Origin of the sequence: Saccharopolyspora sp. NPDC002686 (assembly GCF_040295745.1) — a bacterium.
In the GTDB taxonomy this organism is placed as follows: Bacteria; Actinomycetota; Actinomycetes; order Mycobacteriales; family Pseudonocardiaceae; genus Saccharopolyspora; species Saccharopolyspora oryzae.
In genome coordinates, this window is sequence record NZ_JBEOVY010000096.1 from 1 (window position 1) to 22,656 (window position 22,656).

At 69.8% G+C, this 22,656-nt stretch carries 14 protein-coding genes and 1 pseudogene; 8 read left to right on the top strand and 7 right to left on the bottom strand.

Annotated features, from left to right (window positions below; translation table 11 throughout):
- The first annotated feature begins 314 nt into the window (after positions 1-314).
- Complete coding sequence (locus ABTZ89_RS15290; RefSeq protein ID WP_351044778.1) at positions 315-4,154, top strand: non-ribosomal peptide synthetase; 3,840 nt, start codon at positions 315-317, stop codon at positions 4,152-4,154.
- Between the two features lie 183 nt (positions 4,155-4,337).
- Here the strand turns inward: ABTZ89_RS15290 and ABTZ89_RS15295 are convergent, their stop codons facing one another.
- The 5 genes and pseudogenes from ABTZ89_RS15295 to ABTZ89_RS15315 form a co-directional block, all read right to left on the bottom strand.
- A complete protein-coding gene (locus ABTZ89_RS15295) occupies positions 4,338-5,870 on the bottom strand; it encodes a type 1 periplasmic-binding domain-containing protein (protein ID WP_351044780.1) in 1,533 nt (510 codons plus the stop codon).
- A 25-nt stretch (positions 5,871-5,895) separates the two neighbouring features.
- On the bottom strand, positions 5,896-7,884 hold the full coding sequence (locus ABTZ89_RS15300; protein ID WP_351044783.1) for a hypothetical protein: 1,989 nt from the start codon (positions 7,882-7,884) through the stop codon (positions 5,896-5,898).
- Between the two features lie 149 nt (positions 7,885-8,033).
- Positions 8,034-8,188: pseudogene (locus ABTZ89_RS15305) on the bottom strand (glyoxalase); the annotation flags it as partial.
- Between the two features lie 21 nt (positions 8,189-8,209).
- Positions 8,210-9,649, bottom strand: coding sequence for a purine-cytosine permease family protein (locus tag ABTZ89_RS15310; RefSeq protein ID WP_351044786.1), 1,440 nt, complete (start codon positions 9,647-9,649; stop codon positions 8,210-8,212).
- 157 nt (positions 9,650-9,806) lie between these two features.
- The gene (locus tag ABTZ89_RS15315) at positions 9,807-11,135 is read right to left on the bottom strand and encodes an ArgE/DapE family deacylase (protein WP_351044789.1); all 1,329 of its coding nucleotides are present in this window, start codon (positions 11,133-11,135) and stop codon (positions 9,807-9,809) included.
- 370 nt (positions 11,136-11,505) lie between these two features.
- Here ABTZ89_RS15315 and ABTZ89_RS15320 point away from each other — a divergent pair, with 370 nt between their 5' ends.
- From ABTZ89_RS15320 to ABTZ89_RS15345, 6 genes are all read left to right on the top strand, one after another.
- Complete coding sequence (locus ABTZ89_RS15320) at positions 11,506-12,390, top strand: MurR/RpiR family transcriptional regulator (protein WP_351044791.1); 885 nt, start codon at positions 11,506-11,508, stop codon at positions 12,388-12,390.
- A gap of 91 nt (positions 12,391-12,481) precedes the next feature.
- Complete coding sequence (locus ABTZ89_RS15325) at positions 12,482-13,774, top strand: glutamine synthetase family protein (RefSeq protein ID WP_351044794.1); 1,293 nt, start codon at positions 12,482-12,484, stop codon at positions 13,772-13,774.
- Positions 13,764-14,903, top strand: a complete 1,140-nt coding sequence (locus tag ABTZ89_RS15330; protein ID WP_351044797.1) for an amidohydrolase family protein — start codon at positions 13,764-13,766, stop codon at positions 14,901-14,903. The genes ABTZ89_RS15325 and ABTZ89_RS15330 overlap by 11 nt, the downstream gene beginning before the upstream one ends.
- Entirely contained in the window at positions 14,896-16,053 is a 1,158-nt protein-coding gene (locus tag ABTZ89_RS15335) for a M20 metallopeptidase family protein (protein WP_351044800.1), read from the top strand. Before ABTZ89_RS15330 ends, ABTZ89_RS15335 begins: the two co-directional genes overlap by 8 nt.
- Positions 16,054-16,080: 27 nt before the next feature.
- Positions 16,081-17,283 carry an ornithine--oxo-acid transaminase gene (rocD, locus tag ABTZ89_RS15340; RefSeq protein WP_270951933.1) on the top strand — a complete coding sequence of 401 codons (1,203 nt, stop codon included), beginning with the start codon at positions 16,081-16,083 and terminating at the stop codon, positions 17,281-17,283.
- A 32-nt stretch (positions 17,284-17,315) separates the two neighbouring features.
- A complete protein-coding gene (locus ABTZ89_RS15345; protein WP_351044804.1) occupies positions 17,316-18,899 on the top strand; it encodes an APC family permease in 1,584 nt (527 codons plus the stop codon).
- A 156-nt stretch (positions 18,900-19,055) separates the two neighbouring features.
- Here ABTZ89_RS15345 and ABTZ89_RS15350 read toward each other — a convergent pair whose 3' ends face one another.
- The gene (locus ABTZ89_RS15350; protein ID WP_351044807.1) at positions 19,056-19,976 is read right to left on the bottom strand and encodes a LysR family transcriptional regulator; all 921 of its coding nucleotides are present in this window, start codon (positions 19,974-19,976) and stop codon (positions 19,056-19,058) included.
- 94 nt (positions 19,977-20,070) lie between these two features.
- Between ABTZ89_RS15350 and ABTZ89_RS15355 the strand changes: the two genes are divergently transcribed.
- Entirely contained in the window at positions 20,071-21,363 is a 1,293-nt protein-coding gene (locus tag ABTZ89_RS15355; RefSeq protein WP_351044810.1) for a M24 family metallopeptidase, read from the top strand.
- Positions 21,364-21,561: 198 nt separating this feature from the next.
- On the opposite strand, the gene ABTZ89_RS15360 is transcribed toward ABTZ89_RS15355, so the two are convergent.
- Positions 21,562-22,485, bottom strand: a complete 924-nt coding sequence (locus tag ABTZ89_RS15360; RefSeq protein WP_351044813.1) for a cation diffusion facilitator family transporter — start codon at positions 22,483-22,485, stop codon at positions 21,562-21,564.
- Positions 22,486-22,656 lie beyond the last annotated feature (171 nt).

A 22,656-nucleotide genomic window follows, 5' to 3' on the forward strand; every position in this document is an offset into this window, starting at 1 on the left:
GGATGAACTAGGTGAGAGAAGGGGAAGCTGAACTTGGTGGGCCGAACGGGTGAACAAGGTCGGTCCCAGCTTTGCGGGATCTTCCCACCGCGGCCGAAAGAGGCTGGTATCAGGCAAAAGGCCGCGCCCCGTCGGGCGCTCCTCCGCGGGTGGCTGCTCGGCGCGTCATGCCCGCTGCTCGCCGAATTGTTCCGGCAGAATGGGAAGTTTGTGCGGCGATGACCGGAGGTCGCAGGGGTGTGACGCAGTCGTCACTCGTACGTGCCGGGTTCGACTCAGTTGGATCTTGTTGTTCGCGTGGTACCCAGCGTGCCATGTCCAAGGAGACCGACCGCGGAACGCTTGCGCTGACAGCTGCCCAGACGGCTGTGGGGCTAGCCCAGGAACTCGATCCGACCAACCCCCTGTACCGCGCCGCGGAAGCGGTGGAGATCGACGGTCCGCTGGACGTCGAGCTGCTCGAAGTCGCGTTGCGGCAGGCGGTGGCGGAGACCGATGCGGTGCGCGCCCGGTTCGACGGTGACGGGCGCGGCCGGATGTGGCAGACGATCGAACCGGTGCTGGACTGGTCGCTGCCGCAGGTGGATCTGCGCGGCGCCGCCGATCCGGAGGCGGCCGCCGAGGAGTGGATGTGGGCCGAGCTCGGCTCACCGGTGGACCTGCGGAGATCACCGCTGTTCTCGTTCGCCGTGCTGCGGACCGGGCAGGAGCGGTTCACCGTCTACGTCGCGATGCACCACATCCTCATGGACGGGTTCGGCTTCGCGCTGTTCATCCAGCGCGTCGCCGAGCTCTACCGGGCGGCCGAGGAGGGGCAGCCGTTCCCGCCGTGCCAGTTCGGTTCGCTGGCGCAGCTCATCTCCGACGAGGCGGAGTACGACGAATCGGAGCGGTACGTCCGCGATCGGCAGTACTGGGCCGAACACCTGGTGGACTGGCCCAAGGCGGACCGCTCCAGCTCTCCGGCGTCCGTCGTGCCGCACACCTTCCTGCGCGAGACCGGTCGCGTCACCCCGGAGGACACCGCGGGGCTGCGGGCGCTGGCCCGGAAGGCGCGCACCAGCCTGCCGTCGGTCGCGATGTCCGCGCTGGCGCTGTACGTGCACCGGCTGGCCGGAACCGACGAGGTCGTGCTGGACCTGACGGTGAACGGCCGGTCGGGCAGCTTCGCCCGCAGCGTGCCGTCGATGGTGACCAACGTGCTGCCGCTGCGCACCTGGATGACGCCGTCGACGACGGTGGCCGAACTGATCCGCACCACCTCGAACAGCGCGAAGGGCCTGCTGCGCCACCAGCGCTACTCCTCGGCGCACCTCGTGCGCGATCTGGGGATCGCCCACCACCGCGGCGGCTACCTCGGCGACTGGGGCATGAACATCATGACCCACGACGCGCAGCTCCAGTTCGGGCGTCATCCGGCCGTGCTGCGCAACCTCTCGAACGGTCCGGTCACCGGTCTCGGCGTCAACGTCTACGACCGGCCCGCCGACGGATCGCTGCGGATCGACTTCAACTCGGACCCGGACAAGTACGACGGCCCGACCACGGCGGCGCACCTGCGCCGCTTCCTCCAGCTGCTGCACGTGCTGGCGAACGCCGATCCGGAGCAGCAGGTGGGGGCGATCGACCTGCTCTCCGAGGACGAGCGGGAACTGGTCCTCGACAGGTGGAACGACACCGAGCACGACACTCCGGAAGCGACGGTGCCGGAGCTGTTCGAAGCCCAGGTCCGGGCGGAACCCGATGCCACTGCGCTGGTCTGCGGCGAGACGAGGCTGTCCGCCGTCGAGCTCAACACCCGCGCGAACCGATTGGCGCACTTGCTGATCGAACGCGGCGCCGGTCCGGAAACGCGCATCGCGCTGGCCCTTCCGCGCACCGCTGACTACCTGATCGCGGTGATGGCGGTGCTCAAGGCAGGTGCGACCTGCGTACCGCTCGACCCCGGCCATCCACCGGCCCGGATCCAGGCGCTGCTCGCGGAAACCCGGCCGAGCCACGTGCTCACCACCTCGGCGATCGGCGCGACGCTGCCGTCCGAGCACCCGCTCCTGGTGCTCGACGAGGTCGGTGCTGAGCAGCCCGGCACCGATCCGGTCGGCACCCACCGGCCGGAGCACGCGGCCTACATCAGCTTCACCTCGGGTTCGACCGGCGGGCCGAAGGGCGTGGTCGTCGAGCACCGCCAGCTCGCCAACCTCTTCCACGACCACCGGCGCGAGCTGATCGAACCTGCCGGACGGCGGCTGCGAGCCGCGGTCACCGCGTCGTTCTCCTTCGACACCGCTTGGGAGAGCGTGCTTTTCCTCGCCGCCGGCCAGGAGGTCCACTTCATCGACGACCAGGTGCGGCTCGACCCAGCCGCGCTCGTGCGGTACTTCGCCCAGCACCGCATCGACTTCGTCGACCTGACCCCGTCCTTCCTGCGCCGCCTGCTGCCCGAGGGATTGCTGTCGGGGCCGGAGAAGTTCCCGTGGCTGCTCATGGTCGGCGGCGAACCGATCGACCCGGCGCTGTGGTCGACGCTGCGCGACTGCCCGGGGATCGAGGCCTGGAACTACTACGGCCCAACGGAATCCACAGTGGACTCGGTGTACTGCCGCGTCGAAGGCGACCGGCCGCTCATCGGCCGTCCGGGCCACAACGTCCGCGCCTACGTGCTCGACGCCGCGATGCAGCCCCAGCCGCCAGGCGTGCCCGGCGAGCTGTACCTGGGCGGTGCTCAGGTCGCCCGCGAGTACCTGAACCGGGAAGAGCTGACCGCGCAGCACTTCCTGCCCGATCCGTTCGGGCGGCCGGGCGCGCGCATGTACCGCACCGGCGACCTGGTCCGGTGGACCGAGGACGGCATGCTCGAGTACCTCGGTCGCACCGACGACCAGCTCAAGATCCGCGGCGTCCGCATCGAGCCCGGCGAGATCGAGGCGGCGCTCACCGCGCATCCCCGGGTGGCCGAGGCAGCGGTGGCGGCGACGACTTCCGCGGAGCCCGAGCTGGTCGCTTACGTGGTGCCGCGGGCAGAACCGGTCGATGCGGTGGAACTCCGCTCCTGGACGGCGAAACGCCTGCCCACCTCGATGGTTCCGTCGTCGTTCGTCCTGCTCCCCGAGCTCCCGCTGACGGTGCACGGCAAGCTCGACCACTCCGCCCTCCCCGCACCAGAAGCCCGCGCCGGTCGCGCTCCTCGCACTCAGCGCGAGGAGCAGCTGTGCGCGCTGTTCGCCGAGGTGCTCGGCGTCGAGGAAGTCACCATCGACGACGACTTCTTCGAGCTGGGCGGCCAATCGCTGCGAGCCGCCGAATTGGTCACGAGGCTCCGCACCGACCTGAACACCGAGGTTCTCCTCGGCGCGGTGTACGAGGCTCCGACGGTGGCCGAAATGGTCGAGCTGCTGGACCGGGAGACGTCGTCGAACGCCTTCGAGCCGGTCCTCCCGCTGCGCACCAGCGGCACTCGACCACCGCTGTTCTGCGTGCACCCGATGGGCGGTCTGAGCTGGTGCTACGCCGGGCTGCCGCGCCACCTGCCGGAGGACGTGCCGGTCTACGGGCTGCAGTCGATCGGGTTGACCCGGGCCGAGGAGCTGCCGTCGACGTTCCGCGAGATGGTCGACGGCTACGTGCGCCAGATCCGCTCGGTGCAGCCGACCGGGCCGTACCACCTGCTGGGCTGGTCGCTCGGCGGCGCGTTGGCGCACGCCATCGCCGCCCGCTTGCAGGCCGACGGCGAGCGGGTCGCCCTGCTGGCCCTGCTCGATTCGCGGCCGGTCGACCCGCAGGTGCACCGAGTCGAGTTCGGGCGGGAGGACGTCCGGTCGCTGCTGCTCGAGGCGGCGGGACTGCCGTCAGGCGCCCAGGACCACCCGGCGCTGGGGGAGGAGCAGATCACGGCGCTGACCACCGTCCTGCTCAACTCCGCCGCGCTGCTGCCGACCTACGCCGAGTCCCTTTTCCACGGGGACGTGCTGTACTTCCGCGCTGCGGCGGCCGACGAGCTGGCCCACGGCGAGGCGTGGAACTCGCGGATCACGGGTGCGGTGATCTCCCACGACGTCGAGTGCACCCACGACGCGATCACGCAGGCCGAACCCATGGCGGTCATCGGTGGGCTGATCGCTGAGCACCTGCAGCGGGAACCCGCGGTCGTGCCGTAACGCCCGTTTCGCACAGCTGCGGCGCTCGGCCGACGGGAACACCGGTCGAGCGCCGCAGCCCGGTCGCGAACGTCACTCGCGCGCCTTCACGGTAAGCGAGTTGATGGCATATACCAAACAACTACCGGACAGTCCACCCCTTCGAGTTAGCCGAGTACCTACGATCGAATGGACCTGGACGTGTCAGCGGCAGAACTCGTCGAACGGCCGGCCGTTGGTCCACGTCAGGCCCTTCTGCTCGATGCTGCCGTCGGGCTTCAGCTGCATGATCGGCAGCGCCTTGTCGATCGGGTCGCCGTGGCTGTCCGGGCTGAACGCGATCTTGCCGGTGGCGCCGGGCAGCGGGTGGCCGCAGGCGTAGGTGTTGTTGATCAGCTCGGCCACCACCTTGTTGTTCTTCTGCACGTTCGAGACCAGCCTCGCCGCGCCCACCGCGAGCAGCAGCGCGTCGTGGTGCGCCATCGCGTAACCGTCCCGCAGGTCGTCGTCGAGGTCCTGGGACGCGAAGGCGTTCGCGAAGGCCTGGTAGTTCGCCCGGTTGTCGGTCTGGTCGGTGTTCTTCCACATGTCGGCGGTCGCCACGCTCGTGTAGAAGACGTTGACCTTGGTGGCCGGCATGTCCGGCAACTGCCCGCCCAGCAGGCTGGACGCGTCGTCGCTGGTCAGCAGGTCGACCTCGGGCAGGCTGCAGGCCCCGCCCCCGCCCACGGCGCGGAGGAAGGCCTTGAGGTCGGAGCCGCGGCCGGCGAAGTAGATCAGGTCCGGCTTCTCCAGGCACATCCGCCCGTAGACGTTGGCGAACTGCGGCTGCAGGAAGGTGTCGCGGGTGACGCCCTCCAGCGGTTCGGACGGCGAGGTGAAGATCTGCTCGCTGGGCACGTCGTGCCCGTAGCCCGCGCGGTAGGCCTGCTCGAACGAATCGCCGAGGGTGCGCGAGTAGATGTCGCTGCTGCTGTTGTCGCGGACCAGCATCACCTTCTGGGCGTTGACCTCGCGCAGGTGCGACACGGCCGCGTTCGCGGCGTCGACGTTGGTCGGCGCGATCCGGTAGAAGCGCTCGATGAAGTCGTTGCTGACCGGGTCCCGGTTCATGTTGTCCGCGCTGGCGAGCGCGCTGATCACGGCGACCTTGTTCGCCGACAGCGTGCTGGCGGCCGTGCGCGTGCCGTCCAGGCTCTGCCCGAGACCGACCACCGCCACGATGTGCTGCTCGTCGCGGTGGTCGAGGATCGCCTGCACCGCTTCGGACTGCCAGCGCGCGTTCGCCCCGTAGTTGGCCAGCAGCAGCTTCACCGGAGGCCGCTGCGAACCCACGACCGACGTGGTGTTCACCCGGGCCTGCGCGGCGATCGCGCCCATGACGCCGTGCTGCACGTTCAGCAGCGCCGCGCTGTCCGAGCCCGGGTCGGGCGTCATGTTGTTGAGCACCACGACGGTGATGAAGTCCTCGCCGGTGATCTCGGAGTTGTGCTGGGCGATCCGCTGCTGCAGGGCGTTCATCGTCGGATCGGAGCTGAACGGGGTCATGTCCAGGTTCAGCCCGACGCACTGGTCCTCGGCGCTCGACATGCCCGCACCGCAGCGCTCCCACGGACGCCACCACGCCAGACCGCCGGCCACCACCACGACCACCAGCAGCGCCGAGACGATCTTGTGGCGGCGCCACCACGGCCAGGGGCGCACCGGAGCGGGTGTCGACTGGGGTGATGAGGGCATCGCCAGGTCCAATCGGTCGGTGTGCTCAGAACAGCCGCTCGGTTTGCCGGGCGGCTTCGTAGAGGGCGGCGACGTCGGAACGCCGGGACAGCGGCGCGAGCTCGCGGAAGCACTGCGCCACCAGCTTCTTGCGCTCGTCGTCCGGACCGGCCAGCGGATTGGCCAGCAGCCAGGCCGCGGCGACCAGGCGGGCCAGCACATTGCGCACCGTCGACCGGTCGTCGGGCTTGCCGCGCTGGTCCTCGCGGACCAGGGCCTGGTAGAGCGCGTCGTGGTCGTGCTGCAGCGGCTTGTTGTCCGGCGCGCCGGAGACCAGCGTGAGCAGGTCCACCCAGTCCTGGTGCGGAATACGGTCGAACCGCTCCTCGAGCATGGTCACGACTTCGGCGAACTCGCCCAGGGCCAGCAGGCAGTACGCCTTCCGCTCCGGATCCCGCTGCACGGTGGTGTCCTCGAGCATCGCCCGGAACTGCGTCTCGTACGACGGTTCGCCGTCGCGCGCGGCCAGCGCGGACAGCAGGGTCCGCGCGATCCACGGGTGCAGCACGGTGTGGTCCTCGGTGCCGCCGCGGCGTTCCGGCGCGATCACCCACAACCCGGTGCGCAGTTCGGTGAGGATGCGCCCGATCTTCGGCTGCGACACCAGGCTGGTCGACTCCGCGGGCACCAGCCACGGCGCGGTCGCCCACGCCGCGGCGGTGACGAACTCCTCGAGGTCGACGTCCAGCAGGTGGTGCGACAGCCGCAGGTCTTCGAGGCGTTCCCGGAACGAGTCCGCGTCGGCGGGATCGTCGGGCCACAGCGCGTCCCGCCGGGCTTGGTCGAGCGGGCGGCCGTCGAGCAGGTTCTGGACGGTGTGCACGGCCCGCGGCAAGCCGCCGCTGGCGCGCTGGGCGAGCCTGGCAGCGGGGGAGCGGACGCTGGTGCCGAGGATCCGGGCGGTCTCCTCGATCTTCAGCGGCTCCAGCAGCACCGGCAGGTAGCTCGCGGTCGGCCGGACCTCCGCCGGATTGGTGCGCCAGTGCCCGACGTTCGTGCAGCGCGACACCACCGACACGTCCTCGGGCTTGTTCTCGAGCGACTTCCACGGCGGGTGCCAGTCGGACTCCCACTCCGGGTGCCAACGCCCGCTGGTGGCGATGATCAGCAGCGGATCGTGCTCCTCGCGCTGCCCCAGGTGCCGCTCGCGGGCCGCGGTGATGTCCTCCAGGAACTGGAACCCGGCGCCGTGGTCGACGTTGTCCAGCAGGACGATCCAGTTGTGGTAGTGGTCCTGGTCGGCGGGGTTCACGCACTCGCACGGGCTCTTGGGCTCGGGCTTGGCCATCACCTCGTGGCTCGCCCGCACGTCCGCCAGGAACGCGGCGGTGAGCCAGCTGGTCATCTCCGCCGAATCGGCGCGGCCCCGGATGCTGAGCTGGATCAGGGCGTCCAGCGGGTCGGCGCCCTCGGCTTCGGGGAACCCGGCGTGCCAGCGCTTGGCGTTGGCCAGCGGTCGGCGCCCCGCGTAGCGGATCAGCGTGGGCAGGAGGTTGGCGGTCGTCGCCAGCAGCGGATCGAGCAGCGGTTCGGCGGCGTCGGACAGCGTTTGGACGATCTCGGCGGTCCGTTCCGCGGTGGGGCTCTTGGCGAACTCCTTGATGGCCCGGTTGAGCTTGTCCCTGGCCTGCTCGCGGTCGTTCGGCAACGTCGCCTGCACGGCGATCAGGCCCAGCGCGAAGCGGGTGAACCGCGGCGGCTTGCGGGAGGGCCAGCGGCGGGACAGGCCGAAGGCGATCTGGGCCAGCGCCTCGACCGTCTTCGGTTCGTCCTGGGCGAAGTCCAGCGGCTGGTTGTGCACGACGCCGCTGCCGCAGTCCCGCGAGATCGAGTTCAGCGCCTCGGTCTTGCCGGATCCGGTGGGGCCGAGCAGCACCACGACCGGCTGCGGGCCGGCGGTTTCCCCGACTCCGCGGTTCCACAACAACCGCCGGGCCAACGAGGCGCTGTCGGTCAACCTCCCCGGAGCAGCCATCCCCCAACACCTCGCATTCGCGAACCGCTCCCGCTTGCGGAGCGGACCACGTTACGCCACTTGATCACTCCGGTGGACGAGTTTGCGAGAAATCGCAGGTGGGGTAAGGGGAATCCGCCGGCTCAGCGTCCGGCGGGAACCGACGTGCTCTCCCAGGAGAACCCGTCCGGGGCCTGCACGACCCCGCCATAGCCCCACAACGACTTCGAGGCGGGCTTGACGCTGTCGCCCCGGCATCGAGGGCCGCATCGATCAGCGCGTTGACGGCGGCGGGCTGGGAGACCACGAGCGACAGGGCGAACCCGATCGCGGCCCCGGCAACTGGTCAGGACCGGGCAGGCGCCGGTTGATCGACGTCGTGCGGGGTGGGAACGGGCGCGTTGGCGGCGCGCAGGTGCGGCAACCGCTCGGCCAGCAGCGAGGCGGTGATCAGGTAGCCGGCGCCAACACCCACCAGGCAGGTGATCGACGGCACCGCGGCGTCCGGCAGCGCCAAGTACACCAGGAATCCGGCGGTGGTCCAGCCGACGGCCAGCCAGTTGAAACCGGACCAGTACCAGTAGCGGCCGTTCTTCGCGAACAGCTCGGAGACGTCGATCGCCCTGCGCTTGCAGAACAGGTAGTCGGCGATCAGCACGCCGGCGACCGGGGCGAACAGATTGCCCATCACCGTCATGAAACCGGTGAACCCGTTGACCAGTTCGGGCAGCAGCGACAGCGCGATGCCGATCAGCGAAAGCCCGAGCGTCGCCCAGAACCGCCCGAGCCGTCGAACCATGTTCACCAGGGCGAGTCCCGCGGTGTAGAGGTTGAGGACGTTGATCGTCCAGTTGTCCAGCACGATGTAGAGCAGCACCAGGCCGAGCAGCAGGGGGTTTTCGGTGATGCGGGCGATGACGTCGAATGCGTTGTCGTTGCCGCCGGAGGCCACCGCGGCGTAGCAGCCGACGAACGCGGTGATCAGCGCGCCGAGAACCGCTGCGGCCATGGTGCCCAGCCACATGTCGACCCGGCTGCGGGAGTAGCGGCAGAAATCGCTGGCGTTGGTGATCATCGACAGCCAGGCCGAGACGACGCTGTTGAGCCACAACGCGATGACCGACCACTCCCAAGGGATGTGCAGGTCGAGGCCGAGCACCGCGCCTGGTGCGTAGTTCGGGTCGTCGTGCGTCATCAGCACGGTGATGAAGACGACCGTCAGCACGATCTTGGTGGGGAAGGCGATCCTGGCCAGCACCTTCACCGAGCCGTAGCCGACGAGTGCGACGGCGGCCTGCACGATCGCGAAGACCACGCTGACGAGCGCGAAGTTCAGCGTGTGCCCGGTCAACGCGCGCAGCACGGCGATGATCCCGAGGGCGCCGGCGACCGTCTGGAACGCGAACCAGTACACCGAGCTGATCACGTGAAGGGCGGACGGGATCCACTGCGCGCCGCGCATGCCGAAGGTGATGCGGGTGCCGACCTGGCCCGGCAGCCCGTAGTCGACGCCGACGGTGGCCATGATCGAGTAGGCGCCGAAGGCGACGACGATCCCGGCGAGCACCGTGGCGACGGCGGCCCAGAAGGACAGCCCGGCGGCGACCGCACCGCCGGCGACCAGGATCATGCCCGGGTTGATCAGGAAGTTGATGATCATGAAGGACACGTCCCACCAGCGGACGGTCTTCTCCTCGTCGGGTATCGCCTCGACGCCGTACTGCTCGACGCCCTTCGGCTGGCGGTAGCGCTGGGCCGGGACGCCGTCGTCCTGGGAGTTGCTCATGGCTTGACTCGCGTTTCGTTCCGGAGTTGCGCGCCGACGGCGTGGTCGGCGCGCAGCAGGTTCCGCTGGGGCGGCGGTGCCGGGGATTCCTGTCCGCGTGCGTCCCGGAGGACGGGCGCGGATCTGATCACTCCATTGAGGATGGACGTCGGAAGTGCTACCGGGTCGTCGGGCGCAGGCCGCAGTGCTCGATCGCCGCGGCGGCGAAAACCTTTGCCGTGTCGACGATCGAGTTGACGTCGACCCACTCGTCGGGTCCGTGCGCATCCGCGCCCAGCGCGCCGTAGATCAGCGGCGTCGCGCCGGTGGGGCGGTAGAACGCGCCATCGCACACCGCCACGAACCCGGTGATCTCGGTCGTCTTGCCCAGCGCCGCCCGTTGCCGCCGGATGCTGTCGACGACGGGGAAGTCCGGCGAGGTGTCGAACGCCGGGAAGTGCAGGTCGCCGAGCTCCCACTGCACGGTCGGCGGGTGCTCGCGCAGCCACGGGTCCTGCGCCGCCCAGTGCCCGATGAAGTCCTCGAACTCGGCTCGGACCTGTGCCGACGTTTCGGTGGGCAGGTACTTCAGGTCGAAGTCGAGGACGGCGACGTCCGGCGTGATGGCCGGATTCGTCATCGTGGCGGGCAGGCCGTCCGGGCCGAGTCCCGAACCGACCTGGACGACGCTCGGGCTGATGGTGTTGACCCCGGGCGGCAGGAGCGGGTGCGCCGGTTTGCCGCGGGCCCAGTCGCGTTCGAGCTGCCCGACGGCGGTGATCAGGCGTGCGGCCAGTTCGGCCGCGTTGACGCCGGGGCGGGTGCGGTCCGCGGAATCGCGCTGCGGGTAGATGTCGTTGTACCGCCACCCGGTGTGCGCGTTGCGGCCGCGGAGGGTGACCCGCACCCACTCCAGTCCGCCCTGGCAGAGCATGACCTGTTCCTCGGTCGGCTCGCCGACGATGACCGCGGACGCCGCGCGGGCGCGGGTGACGAGGTCCTTGCTGCCGAACCCGCCGGCCTCCTCGTCCACGACGCTGTGCACCTCGAACCGGCCGGCCAGCTCGATCCCGCAATCGTGGATCGCCTTCGCGGCGGCGATCGCGGCCGCGATTCCGGCCTTCATGTCGTAGCCGCCGCGCCCGTAGAGCCGACCGCCGTGGATCTCGGCCCCGAACGGATCGACGGACCAGGTGCTGCGGTCGCCGACGGGGACGACGTCCATGTGCCCGTTGAGGACGAGGCTGCGCTCGTCCGAGCCGTCGCGGTGACCGCGCACGTTGGGCCGGTCCGGGAAGACTTCGTGCTGCTCGGTGGTCAGACCGGCTGCTGCGAGGTGCTCGGCCACCAGGCGTTGGGCGTCCGTCTCGCGGTTGAGGCCTTCGCCGACCTCGAACTTCGGGTTCACGGTCGGGATCCGCACGAGCTCCTGCGTCAGCTCGACCGGGTAGCTGCGGTCCCGTTCGATCTGCGCGGTCACCATCTTCACGGCGCTGGCTGTGTCCATGTTCCTCTTCCGTCTCTGCGAGCGGCGCTGCGTGCATCTGTCGGGGTGGTGGCCGACCGGCGGATTTCCGCTCGGCGGCGGGGCGAGCTGCTTGCGGTGTCTCCGCGCCAGCGCTGGATGAGCCTGCGGCGGACCAGCTGTTGCGTCCGAGTCCCCGGGTGAGGGCGGTCACACGCGCCGCAGGCTTCGGATATTATGAGCATTACAACTTTGCGGTCAACACCGAAGTTGGTAATGCGTGTGAGATCAGGGGTGTGGTCGCGGACTGGATCGACGCCCGGTCGGCTCTGCGGGGCGGGACAATGATCGGTGGCAACGCGAGGTTCGAGAGGGAGGGGTGCGAGTGCCTGGACAAGGTGATCGTGCTGAGGTGAGCAGCCCGGGGGGCGCGGAGTTCGCGGCGACCGTCGCGGAGCGCACCCGCGCCGAGCTGGCCGGATTCAGCCGCAGCGAGCTGAAGGTCGCACGCGCGTTGCTCGCGGCGTACCCCGCGGCAGGTCTGGAAACCGTCGCGCAGTTCGCCGCGCGGGCGCACGTCAGTGCGCCGACGGTGCTGCGCTTCACCGCGCGGCTGGGCTTCGACAGCTACCCCGCGTTCCAGAAGGCCCTGATCCACGAGGTCGACCAGCAGCTGAGCTCGCCCTTGCGGCAGATCGCGGAGGTCTCGGGCACCGAGGAGCGCAGGCGGAACGCCACCGCGGTGGCCCGGCACTACATCGACGTGCTGTCCTGGTCGTTCGACACGTTGCCGGAGGCCGAGTTCGACCGCGCTGCCGATCTGCTCAGCGCTCCGGACATGCGGATCCACTTGCGCGGTGGCCGGTTCAGCCGCGTGCTGGCGGAGTACCTGGCGAGTCACCTGGCGATGCTGCGGCCCGCGGTGCGGGTGATTCCGCCCGATGAGCTCTCGCAGGCCACCACGCTGCTGGACTTCGGGCAGCGCGATGTCCTGGTCGTGTTCGACTACCGCCGGTACGACCCGGCCCTGGCGGATTTCGCGCGGGAGGCCGCCGCTCGCGGCGCGCGCGTCGTCCTGTTCACCGATCCGTGGATGTCGCCGGCGGCGCAGGCGGCCGAGGTCGTGCTGCCTTCCAGGGTGGAGGCGCCGAGCCCGTTCGACTCCTTGGTTCCCGCGATGGCAGTGGTGGAGGCGGTGGTCGCCGCCGTGGCCGAGCGGCGCGGGGATGCTGTTCAAAGCCGGTTGAGCGAGATCGAAGCGCTGTCCCGGTCCGGCGACGCCGGGAAGTCGCCCTGAATATTCTGTTACGGCCGAATGAGAATTGACTAGCTATCTAACGGGCGTTACTTTTTCGGCGTTGTTGACCCGAGATCGGTGAGGCGCATCCATGGATTCGACTGTCTTCGTCGCGACCTGCGATCTGGCGGGGTTGACCCGTGGCCGGGGCGTTCCGGAACGGGACCTCGACGAGGTCCTGCGCCGCGGTGTCGGCTGGGTGCCCGCCAACTTGGCGCTGACCTGCTTCGGCGGGATCGCGGAGGAGAACGCGTTCGGCTCGACCGGTGACCTGCGCCTGATGCCGGACGCCGGAGCCGGGGTCGTGCTCCCGGAGACCGATGGCCACCCGCAAGTGCGCCTCTTCCTCGCCGACCAGACCCTGCCCGACGGCGAACCGTGGGACTGCGATCCGCGCACGTTCGCCCGCAACGCGCTCGCCGATCTGCGCGAGCGGTTCGGGCTGGAGGTCGTCGCCTCGTTCGAGCACGAGTTCATGCTGGACGGCAGCGAGGGCACGGCACCGTTCTCGTTCGCGCGCTACCGGGGCGCCGAGCCGTTCGGATCCGATCTCGTCGAGCTCCTGGCCCGGACCGGTCTGGAACCGGAGACCTGGTTGCCCGAGTACGGCGAGGACCAGTTCGAGATCACGCTCGCGCCCACCTCGGCGCTGGTGGCCGCGGACCGGGCCGTGCTGCTGAAGGAGATCGTCCGCGATCTCGCACGTCGGCACGGCCGCCGCGTGACCTTCGCGCCGTTGCAGACCCCGAACGGGGGCGGTAACGGTGTCCACGTGCATCTGTCCTTGGTGGACGCCGCCACCGGTCGGCCGGTGCTGTTCGACGAGCAGCGCCCAGGTCGGCTCGCCGACCTCGGGGCGCGCTTCGCGGGTGGCATCCTCGCCCACGCCAGGGCGCTGACCGCCATCACCGCACCCAGCCCGTCCTCGTTCCTCCGATTGCAGCCGCACCGCTGGAGCGTCGGCGGGATCTTCCTGGCCGAGCGCAACCGGGAAGCGCTCGTGCGGATCTGCCCGACCAGCGCGGTTGGGGGCGGCGATCCCGAGCGGCAGCTGAACCTCGAGTACCGGGCCGCCGACGCGACGGCGAACCCGTGGCTCGTGCTCGGCTCCCTGATCAGGGCGGGGCTGGCGGGACTGGCCAGTGGTGACCAACCGCCGGAGGTGTGGCCGGAGGACATGGCGGACCAGCAGTTCGACGAAATCCTCTCGTTGCCGGCCAACTTGTCCGAAGCGCTCGACGAGCTGGAGAAGGACACCGTCGTGCGCGACTGGTTCGCACCGGAGCTGCTGCGCACCCACCTCGACGTGAAGCGCGCCGAACTCCGCGCCGTCGAAGGACTCGACCCGGTCGACGTGTGCCGGAAGGTCGCCGATGCGTACTGAGCTGCAAGCCCGCCTGGCCGACATCCCGCTGATCGACCACCACGTCCACGGTCCGCTGCGCGACCGCGTGTCCCGCACCGAGTTCGAATCGCTCATCACCGAGTCGGACCGGCCGGTGCCGTCGTGGATGACGCAGTTCGACTCGCAGATCGGTTTCGCGATCCGCAGGCACTGCGCGCCCCTGCTCGGCCTGCCGGAACGGGCGAGCGCCGAGGACTACTGGGCCGCTCGATCCGAACTGGATCCTGATGAGCTCACCCGCCGCTTGCTGTCGGCCAGCGGAACTCGGCACTGGCTGATCGAGACCGGATACCGCGGCGAGCAGATCCTGTCGCCGGACGAGCTCGGCCAGCTTGTCGACGGGCAGGTGGACGAGGTGGTCCGCCTGGAGTCCGTGCTCGAATCGGTGGCGCCGGGCTGCACCGCAGAAGGGCTCGTCGCGGCATTCCGGGACGAGCTGGCGCGGCGCGCCCGGTCCGCCGTCGGGCTGAAAAGCATTGTGGCGTACCGGTACGGCTTCGACTTCGACCCCGAACCGCCGACCGACGCGGACGTGCTGCGCGCAGCGGGGGAGTGGCTGCGGTCGATCGACTCCGGAGCACCGCCCAGGGTCGATGACGTGGTGCTGCTGCGAATGCTGCTGCGGGAGGGCGTGGCCACCGGGCTCCCGCTGCAACTGCACGCGGGCTACGGCGACCCCGACGTCGAACTGCACCGCTGCGACCCGCTGCTGCTCACGCGCTGGCTCAAGGCGATCGAGGGTTCGGGTTCGGACGTGCTGCTGCTGCACTGCTACCCGTTCCACCGCAACGCCGGCTACCTGGCCCAGGTCTTCCCCCACGTCTACTTCGACGTCGGACTGGGGATCAACTACACGGGGGCGCGTTCGGCCACCGTTGTCGCCGAAAGCCTGGAACTGGCGCCGTTCGCCAAGATCCTCTACTCGTCGGACGCCTGGGGCCCGCCCGAGCTGCACCACCTCGGTGCGGTGCTCTGGCGCCGGGGCATGGAGCTGGCGATGCGGCCCTGGGTCGAGGAAGGCGAATGGTCGCTGGAAGACGCCCTCCGGGTGGCCACCCTGATCGGCCGCGGCAATGCTGCCCGCGTCTACGGATTGAGCGATGACTGAACGCGATCGACTTCGAGCAGCGCTCGCCGAGGAACTCCGAACTGCGAGCGAGCTGCGGCGCGAGCTCCACGCCAACCCCGACCTCTCAGGATCGGAGACCGCCACCCGCGACGTGGTGCTGGCAGCGCTGCCGGGCGGTGACTCGGCGGTGCCCACCGCGCAGACCGGCGCGGTCCTGCGCATCGGCGGTTCTGGACCGGCCGTTGGTGTGCGCGGTGAACTGGACGCGCTCGCCACGGAGGAGACGACCGGCGCCACGTGGGCCTCGGCGAGGCCCGGCGTGATGCACGCCTGCGGTCACGACGTGCACCTGGCCGCGGTGACGGCGCTCGCCCGAGCAGTGGATCGGGTGGGAGGACCTGCCCCGCTGCTGGTGGTGCTTCAGCCGCGGGAGGAGACGTATCCCTCCGGCGCGCTGGACATCGTCGACAGCGGCGTGCTGATAGCGCAGGACTGCCGCGCCATGATCGGCGCCCACGTGCAGCCGGTGCTGGAACCGGGCGTGGTGGCCTGCGTTCCGGGTGGGGTCAACGCGTCCTCCGACGAGTTCGAGATCGTGGTGATCGGGGAGTCCGGCCACGCGGCCTACCCGCACCTCACGCGGGATCCGGTGCTCGCGCTGTCGCAGATCGTGGTCGCACTGCAGAGCGTGGTGAGCAGAGCGGTCGACCCGATGGCTCCTGCAGTCGTCGGCGTTTCCTCGCTCCAGGCCGGCAGCGCCGCCAACGTGGTCCCGGGTGTCGCTCGTGCCTCCGGCACGATTCGCACGTTGTCGAAGCCCACGCGGGAACTGCTCCACGACCGGGTCGCCGGAACGGCGGAGAGCGTCGCCCGCGCTCACGGCTGCGAGGCGAAGGTCGTCTTCACCCGAGGTGAGCCGGTGCTCGAGAACGACCCCGAACTGACCAGCCGGACCGCTCAGCACCTGGTCGACCAGGACTTCCAGATCTCCAGCACGTTGCGCTCCGTCGGCGCCGACGACTTCGCCTACTACGGCGAGCTGATCCCCTCCCTGATGCTGTTCGTCGGCACCGAGACCGACAAACCGCTGCACAGCGGCGACTTCCTGCCCAGCGACGAGGATCTGGCCCGCGTCGCGGGCGCGATGCTCGCAGGCTATCTCGGCGCAGCCGAGCGGCTCATCGGCTGACGAACACCCCGAAGAAGGACTTCTCGCATGACTGCCCCGGAAACGATGACCCCGGCTGAACCCAACGTCGCGTGCAACTACAACCCGCTGCCCGTCGTCATCGCGGAGGCGAGCGGCGTGTGGATGACCGATGTCGAAGGCAACCGCTACCTCGACTGCCTGGCCGGCTATTCCGCGCTCAACTTCGGCCACGGGCATCCGGCGCTCCTGGCCGCCGCGCGTGAACAGCTGGAGCGGGTGACCCTGACCAGCCGGGCGTTCCACAACGACCGGCTCAGCCCGTTCTGCCGGGACCTCGCCGCGCTGGCGGGCAAGGATCTCGTGCTGCCGATGAACACCGGTGCCGAAGCCGTGGAGACCGCGCTCAAGGTGGCCCGCAAGTGGGGCTACGAGGTCAAGGGCATTCCCGCCGACCGGGCCAACATCGTCGTCGCCGAGGACAACTTCCACGGGCGGACCACCACGATCGTCGGGTTCTCCAACGATGCGACCGCGAGGGACGGATTCGGTCCGTTCACCCCCGGATTCCGCGCCGTCCCGCACGGCGACATCGCTGCCCTGGAAGCCGCGATCGACGAGCACACGGCTGCGGTGCTGATCGAGCCGATCCAAGGCGAGGCCGGTGTGAGGCTGCCGCCCGCCGGCTACCTGCGCCAGGTCAGGGAGCTGTGCACCAGGTCCGGCGTCCTGTTCATCGCCGACGAGATCCAGTCCGGGCTGGGCCGCACCGGCACCACGTTCGCGTGCGACCACGAGGACGTCGTGCCCGACATGTACGTGCTCGGCAAGGCGCTGGGCGGTGGCATCGTCCCGGTCTCGGCCGTGATCGCCGACCACGACGTGCTCGACGTCATCCAGCCGGGCAATCACGGCTCGACGTTCGGCGGCAACCCGCTCGCGGCCGCTGTTGGCCACGCCGTCGTCGGGCTGCTGGAAACGGGGGAGTACCAGAACCGGGCCCGGACCCTCGGCGAGCGCTTGAACTCGGAACTCCAGGAGCTGGTCGGCAAGGGCGCCAGCGAGGTGCGGGTCCGCGGCCTCTGGGCCGGAGTCGATATCGACCCCGAGCTGATGACGGGTCGCGAGGCCTGCGAGGAGCTGGCGGCGCGAGGTGTCCTGGCGAAGGACACCCACGGTTCCACGGTCCGCCTCTCGCCGCCGCTGACCATCGAGGAAGCAGACCTCGCCTGGATGCTCGGCCAGTTCCGCGCAGTGGTGACCGGGGAGTAGGAACCAAGCCACGACGAGATGGCGGGCAGGCGGTGAAACGCCGTCTGCCGGCCCCTGAAGCGCGCGATGCGGAGAGGCGCGGGCTCACCTCTAGCCGTGACGACGTCTTCGAGAGTTCGCAGCCCAACTCCCTCCCAGCACGCCCATTCCGACTGATGAGGACGAGGCACGTGGTGATCAAACGGAAGCTCAAGCTCTGGGAGGCGCTGGCGCTCTCCCTCGGCCTCATGGGGCCGACCCTTGCCGTGTCCGGCAATGGCCAGGGCATCATCGCCACGGTCGGGAAGGCCGTGCCCCTGGTGTTCCTCCTGGGCTTCATAGGTGTCGCGCTGGTCGCGTACGGCTTCATCCGGCTCACGCAGCGCTACAACCACGCCGGGAGCGCCTACGCGCTGGTCGGCGCGACGCTCGGGCCTCGCGCCGGATTCACGGCGGGCTTCGCCCTGCTCGGCACCTACCTGTTCTTCACGGTCTGCACGGCCGCCGTATTCGGAGCGTTCCTGAATGCGCTGCTCAGTTCCGTGTTCGGAGCCAGCACCAGCGTCGGCTACGGCCTGGCGGCCACCGCCTGCCTCCTCATGACCGGCTACCTGAACACGCGCGACACGTCCACGGTGAGCCGGGCGCTGCTGGCGATCGAGGGCCTGGGCATCGCCGCCATGCTGGTGCTCGTCGTGGTCATCTTGAGCAAGGGCGGGGCGGAGTCGACCGGTGTCGATTTCACGACCTTCACGCCCGACCGCATCGGTGTGGGCGCGGTGCTCGCGGCCGTTGTGGCGGCGTTCCTGTCCTGGGCTGGTTTCGAGGCGTGCGCCGCGTTGGGCGAAGAAACCGACAACCCCCTGCGCAACATCCCGCGTGCGCTGTTCGGCTGCGTCCTCCTCACCGGTGTGCTCTTCGTCGTGGTCATGTTCGCCCAGACGATCGGCTTCGGTACCGACGCCGCCGGGCTCGCCGCCTTCCAGAGCTCCGGCAACACGCTCGGCGATCTCAGCGAGACTTACATCGCCCACTGGTTCGCGCTCATGGTGCTCGTCACCGCGGTTCTCTCGGCGTTCGCCTCGAACCTGTCCGCCGTGATGGCGTCGGCGCGCCTCGCGATGGCCCTCGCCCGAGACGGTTTCGGACCGCGCCAGTTCGCCGAGATCGACCCGACGCACCGCATCCCCCGCAACGCCGTCCTCGCCGCGGCGGCGATTGGCGCAGTCGTCAACGTGGCCACCTGGCTGACCGGGTGGCCGGTGATGGGCACCGGTGACGCAGCCATCGACGCGTACTTCTACTTCGCCGTAGTCGGTGCCACCTGCCTGCTGTTCGTCTACCTGCTGGTCGAAGTGGCGGTCTTCGCGGCCTGGCGCAAGGGACAGATCTCCGTACGAGTTCCAGAACTCGCCCTGCCCGCTCTCGGGGGCGCCTTCATCCTCGTCGTGATCGGCTACAGCGTGAAGGACGCCGCCGGCCTGTCGCCGGTGTTCGTCGCGATCGCGTGGGTGATCGTCGGGGTGCTCGTGGCGATCTTCGCCGGCAAGCTCGCGGACCGGATCGGCGTTTCGCTGACCAAGGAGCTCGCGAAAGCGGAGAGTTCGCACTCCTCCGCCGACGAGAGGCATGTCTGATGCACGGCACCGCGCGGAATTGCATGACCAGGACCGGGTGATCGCGGGCATCGAAAGGCCTCGTCACGGCGGGCTGGCGCACGGCCTTCCCATGGGGCCGGGCCGCCGCCGAGGAGAACGACGCGCGTCCCAGCCCCGCCGACGTCGTCGAGGTGATCACCCGGGGGCGTCGAGGCTGAGTCCGAGGGATTGGCTGGCGTCGAGGACGCAGTGCACGAACGCCGACTCCGACGGGCGGTGGTGGATGGCCTGGCGGCGGACCAGCACCACTCGGCGCAGCACGGGTTGGCGGAGCGTGCGGACCTCCGCGCCTTGCGGTCGGAGCGCGAGACCGAGGTCGCCGACCAGGGTGATGCCGAGCTGTCCGGCGACCATCGCCATCGCGGTGGCCTGCTCGTCGACCTGGTGGGCGATGCGGGGTTCGAAGCCCGCGAGCCGGCACACGGTCATCAGCGCGCGGCCGAAGTCGGTGTCCCCGCCCGAGACGACCCAGTCGTACCCGGCGAGTTCCGCGAGGTCCACCGGCTCGTCGGGCAACCAGCCGCTGGGCGCGATCAGGTGGTGCTGTTCGACGCCGATGACGGTGGACTCCAGGCTCAGCTCCCACGACATCGGCGCGTCCGGGTAGTCGAGCACGAACGCCAGGTCGAGGTCCCCGTCGCGGACGGACATCAGCGCGTCCTCCGGCCGGACTTCGCGCGTGCGCACGGAGATCTGCGGGTGGCGGCGCGCGAGGATCGCCATGGCCGGTGGCACGAGCGAGGCCGCGATCGTGGCGAGCACCCCGACCTGCAGCTTGCCGATGAGCACTTCCTGCTGCTGCTCCAGCGCTACCCGGGCCCGCTGCTCGGCGGCCAGGATCTCGGCCGCGTGCTCGGCCAGCGTGTGCCCGAGATCGGTGAGCTGCAAACGTCTTCCCGCAGGCTCCAGCAGGACTTGGCCGATTTCGCGCTGCAGTGCTGAAAGTTGTTGGGAGACAGCGGAAGGCGTGTAGTGCAACGCGGCGGCGGCGTCGGTGATGGTGCCGCGTCGGGCGAACTCGTGCAGGATCCGCAGGCGTCGCAACGACAGCTCCATTAAGGGATGCTAAAGCAATCGATGCAGTTTTCCCAAATAGACGTGCACGAAATCCGTCGCGGAAACTTCCCTCACCCGATGCGAGGGAGCGACGATGGACGATCAGCGGCATCCGGCACGGCCGAGCGCTCTCAGCGGCCTGGACGGGGCAGCGGTGCCGCCGTGGCTGACCTCGGAGGCGATCGATCGCGTCGGTGCGGCTGAACCCCGCCCGTTCGACGACGCCGAGTACGACGCGCGCCTGGAACGAGTCCGAGGGCGGATGGCTCGGCTGGGCGTGGACGGGATGATCGTGTTCCGGCCGTCCAGCGTCGAGTACCTGTGCGGGTACCACACCGCCGAGACCGCACCTCAGCCCTTGGTGGTCACCGACACCGCGACCGCGCTGTACGTGCCGGACCTCGAGCTCGGGCGGGCGATCGCCAGCTCCCGCGTCGACCAGCTGCGCTTCAGCCGCTACACCGACGCGCTGCAGGGCCTGCGCAGCGTGCTCGACCACGTCGTCGCCGCCTTGCCCAGCACTGCACGGGTCGCTGTCGAGACCGCGCACACCTCCACGCCTCCATCGGTGCTCGGGATGCTGGCCGAGCGCGGCGCCGTCGTGGTGGACGCGGACCACCTGGTCGAACGCGAAAGGCTGGTGCTCTCGCCCGCCGAGATCAGGTGTGTCGAGCAGGCCGCTTCGGTGACCGAAGCCGGCGTTCGCGCCGCAGTCGCCGAGGCGGGCCGTGCTGATGCGACGGAATCCTCGGTCGCGGCTGCGGTCGCAGCCGCGCTGGTCGAGTCGGCCGACTCGGTGTCGGCGTGGGGGCCGGTGGTGGTCACCGGGAACAGGGCGGGCATCCCGCACTCGAGCTGGCTGGGACATCCGCTGGCCGACGGTCCGACGTTCTTGGAGTTCGCCGGGACGCACCACCGCTACCACGCTCCGGTGATGCGCACCGTCCTCCGCGGTCGCCTCGCACCGGAGGACCAGCTGCTCGCCGAGCTGGCCCGCACTTCGGTAGCGGCGGTGCTCGAACACGCGCGCCCCGGAGTTCCGTGTTCGCGTGTCGCCGCAGAAGCCAGCGCGGCGCTCGGCCCGCTACCCGACGACGTCGTGTTCCACCAGCTGTTCGGCTATCCGGTCGGACTCGCGCACAAGCCGCACTGGATGGACGGGATGCCCTTCCACATCACCGCGAGCAACCACGAGCCGCTGCGCGAGGGCATGGTGTTCCACATCCCCGGTTCGTTCCGCCGCTTCGGCCGCGCCTGCGTCGGGTTGAGCCAGACCTTCGTCGTCGACCGGGATGGAGCGCGGGCCCTGACCCACGGCGCCGCCGAGCTCCTCGACCTCACGGGGGCGATCGCATGCCCACCACCGCGAGCACGCACGCCCAGGTGACTCCGGAGCTGCGGCGAGCGTCCACCTTCGTGGTCGAGCACGCGTCGGACGAACGGCGCGGTCTGGGGGGAGCTGGCTGGAATCCGGGGCGATCGGCGGATTCCTGCTGGCTTCCGGGACCACCACGTTCCTCACCTACGCACTGTCCACTCCGGACTTGCACTCCTGGGCTGGCGACTGCCGTTCCTGATCGCGCGCTCACCAGCTGAGCTGGTTGCACCGGCGGGCCGCGTCGGCTGTCTCGATCTGCAGCGTCGCGTGCTCCAGCTCGTACTTCTCGGACAGCAGGCGCTGCGCGGCCACCAGGACTGCTGAGGGGTCGGCGTCGCGCTGGATCTTCAGGTGTGCTGAAGCGACTTCCATGCCGGAGGTGAGTGTCCAGACGTGCAGGTCGTGGGCTTCCTGCACGCCGGCCAAGGCGCCGAGGTCGGCGGTCATCCCGGTGACGTCGATCCGTTCCGGCGCGTGCTGCAGGAGGATGCGCAAGGCGCCCTTGCCGAGGTTGAAGGCCCTCGGCAGCACGAACAGGCCGATGGCCACACCGATGATCGGGTCCGCGTAGCGCCAGCCGAACAGCAGCGTCACGAGGCCGCTGACGAGCACGCCGATGGAGCCGAGCATGTCGGCCAGGACTTCCAGGTAGGCGCCGCGGACGTTGATGCTCTCCTCGGCTCCTGAGCGCAGCAGCAGGAGCGCGGCGACGTTCATCGCCAGGCCGACGACGGCGACGACGGCGACCGGCAGGCCCGGGACCTCAGGTGGTTCTTCGAACCGGTCGATGGCTTCGTAGAGCACCCACCCGGCCACCGCGAACAGCAGGACTGCGTTGAACAGCGCGGCGAAGACCTCGGCGCGGTACATCCCGAACGTGCGGTTGGCGCTAGCGCTCACCCGCTGCGCGATCACGATCGCGGTGATCGCCATCAGGATGCCGGACACGTCGGTGAACACGTGGGCGGAGTCGGACAGCAGCGCCAACGACCCGGTGGAGAGGCCGACGACGACCTGGGCGGCGAAGGTGACCAGGCCCAGTCCGGCGGCGAGCCACAGCCGCCGGACGTGCTTCGAAGAAGCGCTCGTGGCCTGGGCGGGCGAGATCCCGTGGCCGTGTCCGTGCCCCATCGATCCTCCTCCTCGCTGCTTGCGACAAATACATAGTGACATTCGCATGAATGCATGACAAGGACCCCGCTGGGCGGACGGCCCGGGAAGTCGGAGCTTCCCGGGCCGTTCTGTCAGCTGGCCGCCGACACCGGTTGCGTGCCGGGCGAGGTCAACCGCCGAGCACGTTGC

What these genes read in the sequence shown, in the direction of transcription:
- ABTZ89_RS15335 (WP_351044800.1), top strand. Translation starts at nt 14,896, where the DNA reads ATGACTGAACGCGATCGACTTCGAGCAGCGCTCGCCGAGGAACTCCGA.
- ABTZ89_RS15295 (WP_351044780.1), bottom strand. Translation starts at nt 5,870, where the DNA reads ATGCCCTCATCACCCCAGTCGACACCCGCTCCGGTGCGCCCCTGGCCG.
- ABTZ89_RS15310 (WP_351044786.1), bottom strand. Translation starts at nt 9,649, where the DNA reads ATGAGCAACTCCCAGGACGACGGCGTCCCGGCCCAGCGCTACCGCCAG.
- ABTZ89_RS15290 (WP_351044778.1), top strand. Translation starts at nt 315, where the DNA reads ATGTCCAAGGAGACCGACCGCGGAACGCTTGCGCTGACAGCTGCCCAG.
- rocD (WP_270951933.1), top strand. Translation starts at nt 16,081, where the DNA reads ATGACTGCCCCGGAAACGATGACCCCGGCTGAACCCAACGTCGCGTGC.
- ABTZ89_RS15350 (WP_351044807.1), bottom strand. Translation starts at nt 19,976, where the DNA reads ATGGAGCTGTCGTTGCGACGCCTGCGGATCCTGCACGAGTTCGCCCGA.
- ABTZ89_RS15315 (WP_351044789.1), bottom strand. Translation starts at nt 11,135, where the DNA reads ATGGACACAGCCAGCGCCGTGAAGATGGTGACCGCGCAGATCGAACGG.
- ABTZ89_RS15300 (WP_351044783.1), bottom strand. Translation starts at nt 7,884, where the DNA reads ATGGCTGCTCCGGGGAGGTTGACCGACAGCGCCTCGTTGGCCCGGCGG.
- ABTZ89_RS15330 (WP_351044797.1), top strand. Translation starts at nt 13,764, where the DNA reads ATGCGTACTGAGCTGCAAGCCCGCCTGGCCGACATCCCGCTGATCGAC.
- ABTZ89_RS15325 (WP_351044794.1), top strand. Translation starts at nt 12,482, where the DNA reads ATGGATTCGACTGTCTTCGTCGCGACCTGCGATCTGGCGGGGTTGACC.
- ABTZ89_RS15360 (WP_351044813.1), bottom strand. Translation starts at nt 22,485, where the DNA reads ATGGGGCACGGACACGGCCACGGGATCTCGCCCGCCCAGGCCACGAGC.
- ABTZ89_RS15355 (WP_351044810.1), top strand. Translation starts at nt 20,071, where the DNA reads ATGGACGATCAGCGGCATCCGGCACGGCCGAGCGCTCTCAGCGGCCTG.